Here is a 3,303-nt window from a genome sequence, read left to right on the forward strand (position 1 = left end):
CCCCTAAGTTGCATCAATGCTTTTTTTACGATTACAGCGTATATTTTTCGGCGATATTCAGACATAGATAAAACATAAGGGGTAACGATTTCCTCGACATACTCTAATGCGGTGTCCAGGCCTTTTTGTGCCAGTATATCTGCCAGCTCCTCGAGAGGCACTGGGGCGCCATGCAAGGCTCCCAAAACAATGCGTGCATATCCCCGATCAGGATCAACAACGACGGTTGCGGTCGCTTCAGATAACTCCCCAGGTTTACGGCAGTATTTACTATAACCCCAGCGAGCATTATCACTTAGGCGGGGGACATCTACTGAAACAATTACCTCATCTGCTGTCATCACGGTAGTAAACGCCGCCAACATAAATTCTGTTGCGGTAACACTGCGCTTGCCATTCTTCCCTGTAATATTGATCTTGGCGTCAAGAGCGACCATGGCATTTAACCAGTCTGCAGCAGGATCTGCGTGAGCCAAGCTTCCGCCTATTGTGCCGCGATTGCGTACTGCTCTGTAAGCGATGCCAGCTGCAATGTTTTGTAACATATGTCCAGTAATATCAGGCAATTTGCCATCTTCAAAATCAGCATGACGTGACATGGCACCATAGCGAATATATTGCTTGGTTATTTCTACATGAGTTAATTCTTCAATGCCTGACAGTTGCACAAGGGTATTGGGTCGAGCCAAGCGCAGGTTTAACATCGGACCTAAAGACTGACCGCCACCGAGCCATTTGGTCACTGAGTCCGGTAAAAATTCTTCCCAAGCTTCTGCCAAGGTCTTTGGAGAACAATAATTAAATTGAACAGGTTTCATTTTTCATCTCCGCGGTAGTGGTTGGCACATGATGAGCATTATGGATAGCGGTGAGAATTCTTTCCGGTGAGGCAGGTGTTGTATTGAGATGTACTCCCATGTCTCCCAGAGCATCATTGATAGCATTGAGAATGGAGGCGCCAGGTGCAATAGCACCACCTTCACCGATCCCTTTAATACCAAATTCAGTAAAAGGCGAGAGATGTTCCATATGGCCAATCCGGATTTGGGGAATTTCATTTGGCCCGGGTAAGAGATAATCGCCTAAGGTAGAACTCATAGGCTGACCCTTGCTATCATAACGCACTTCTTCATATAGTGCGGTGCCAATACCTTGAGCAACACCGCCAATAGTTTGACCTTCGACAATCATGGGGTTAACCATTTGGCCACAATCTTCAATAACAACATAATCGAGAATTTTCACCAGTCCGGTCTCTATATCGACCTCAACCACAGCGGCATGGGCGGCATAAGAGAATACACCGCTGTCAACAGCAGGTTTGTAATATCCTGTAGCTTCTAATCCTTCAACGTGAATGCCTTTAGGCAAACGGTCAGGTTGCACATACCAAATATTACCCAGCTCGGCAAAAGATAAGCTCCGAGTCGGGCCAGTTGCATGTCCATCAGCAATCACTATTTCATTTTCTGCGCACTTCATTATTTCCGCAGTTAAACGAGTTATCTTATTGATCAGCTCCTTACAGGCTTGGGAAACTGCACCACCTGCCATGACCATCGCTCTGGATGCGTAGGCCCCTGTCGAGTATGGGGTATTACCTGTATCGCCCAACACCACTTTAATTTGCTCAAAATCAATCCCTGTTATTTCACTGGCGACCTGACCCAATGTGGTCTGGATACCTTGTCCGATACCTTGAGTGCCGGATAGCACCTCAAGCCCACCATCAGGGGTAAGTCGTACGGTTGCGGCTTCATAACCGGGTACCAAGGGTAATCCCCAGGCTGCAAAAACTTGAGTACCGTGGGCACTCTGTTCATTAAAAATGGCAAAACCAATACCAATGCGTTTTTTACTATTGACGGTATCTTTCTGACGTTGGCGAACAGCGTTAAGATCGACCATTTCGATCGCCCGATGTAATGCGGTTGGATAATCGCCACTATCGTAATATTTTCCAGTAATATTGGTGTAAGGCATTGCCTCTGGTGGGATCAAATTCTCCAGACGCACTTCCCATGCTTCGCGGCCCACTGCTCGAGCGATTTCATCAATGGTGCGTTCAATTGCAAAGCATACGCCTGGACGCGCAACCCCCCGATAAGGGCAAAATGCTGGTTTATTCGTCGCAGGAGAAAGCACTTTACAGTGATAATTGGTGATTTTATAAGGACCAGGGAGATTACCACCCGCTTGTGCTGCCTCAAGTCCTACTGTAAATGGCCATACAGAATACGCACCAGAGTCAACAGCGATAACAGCATCTAAACCTAATATACGGCCTTTTTTATCAGTGTATGCTTTCACTTTGTAGTGATGTTCGCGAGTATTTGCTCCTGCGACTAAATGTTCTCGGCGATCTTCTATCCAGCGATAAGCACCACGATTTTTGAGCGCTAACCATGCTATGGCAACTTCTTCTGGTTGTAGAATGCATTTATAACCAAAACCACCACCAACATCCGGAGCGATAACACGTAATTTTCCTTGTGGTATGTTCAAACACTGTGACAAACCAGTCCGAATCAAATGAGGAACCTGCGTAGAGGTATAAACGATAAGTTGATTTTCTTTCTCATCCCAATAGGCAACGATACCTTTTCCTTCCATCGGATTCATCACCTGACGAGACATGCGATATTCACGTTCGATAACAAAATCTGCCTCTTGTTCCAAGTGTGATATATCAGAGCCTATCTCAAAATTAAGAAATAAATTATCGTCCCACTCGTCATGAACACGAACCTCACTAGGCGCAAGGGCAGCTTCAATGCTGGTGATAACAGGCAACTCCTCGATATCAACCTCAACGGTTTCCACCAAGTCTTCTGCATCGGCACGGTTTTTACCAATGCACATGGCAATAATTTCACCGACAAAACGAACTTTATCACGAGCCAGTACCCATTGTTCTGATTGACGAGAACTTGGTAAGCTTGAGTTAGCTTCAATTGGCTTGACGCCCGCAAGATCGTCACTGGTGAAAACCAGTTTTTCACTGCCAGAGGGCTTGGTTATTGAACGAATACGCCCATGTGCCACGGCGCTGCGCAAAAATGCTACATCTTGTAATCCTGCGACCCGAATATCGCTGACAAACTTTGCTTTCCCAAGCAACAGCCGCTTATCTTCGACCCGTTTTGTTCTGCTTCCAACACCATTTTTTTTCATATATTTCCCTTGAAAATTTTTTAAAATTCGTAATGACCCTGGATAAATAATTCCTCAAAATATGTTTATTTAATTGTTTAAATACCATGTGTAAAATTACAAGGTAGGCTTTGATGTGCCAATATGTTG

At 45.3% G+C, this 3,303-nt stretch carries 2 protein-coding genes; both read right to left on the reverse strand.

Going from position 1 to position 3,303, the window contains the following annotated elements:
• The coding region (locus tag LD28_RS23060; RefSeq protein WP_033137324.1) for an FAD binding domain-containing protein at positions 1-818 on the reverse strand (818 nt) is incomplete at its 3' end.
• Positions 799-3,174: a xanthine dehydrogenase family protein molybdopterin-binding subunit gene (locus tag LD28_RS0112670; RefSeq protein ID WP_050514323.1), complete on the reverse strand. Its 2,376-nt coding sequence runs from the start codon at positions 3,172-3,174 to the stop codon at positions 799-801. The genes LD28_RS0112670 and LD28_RS23060, both read right to left, overlap by 20 nt.
• Positions 3,175-3,303: the final 129 nt, after the last annotated feature.

Source organism: Aeromonas finlandensis (genome assembly GCF_000764645.1).
GTDB classification, from domain to species: domain Bacteria; phylum Pseudomonadota; class Gammaproteobacteria; order Enterobacterales; family Aeromonadaceae; genus Aeromonas; species Aeromonas finlandensis.

What these genes read in the sequence shown, in the direction of transcription:
- LD28_RS0112670 (WP_050514323.1), bottom strand. Translation starts at nt 3,174, where the DNA reads ATGAAAAAAAATGGTGTTGGAAGCAGAACAAAACGGGTCGAAGATAAG.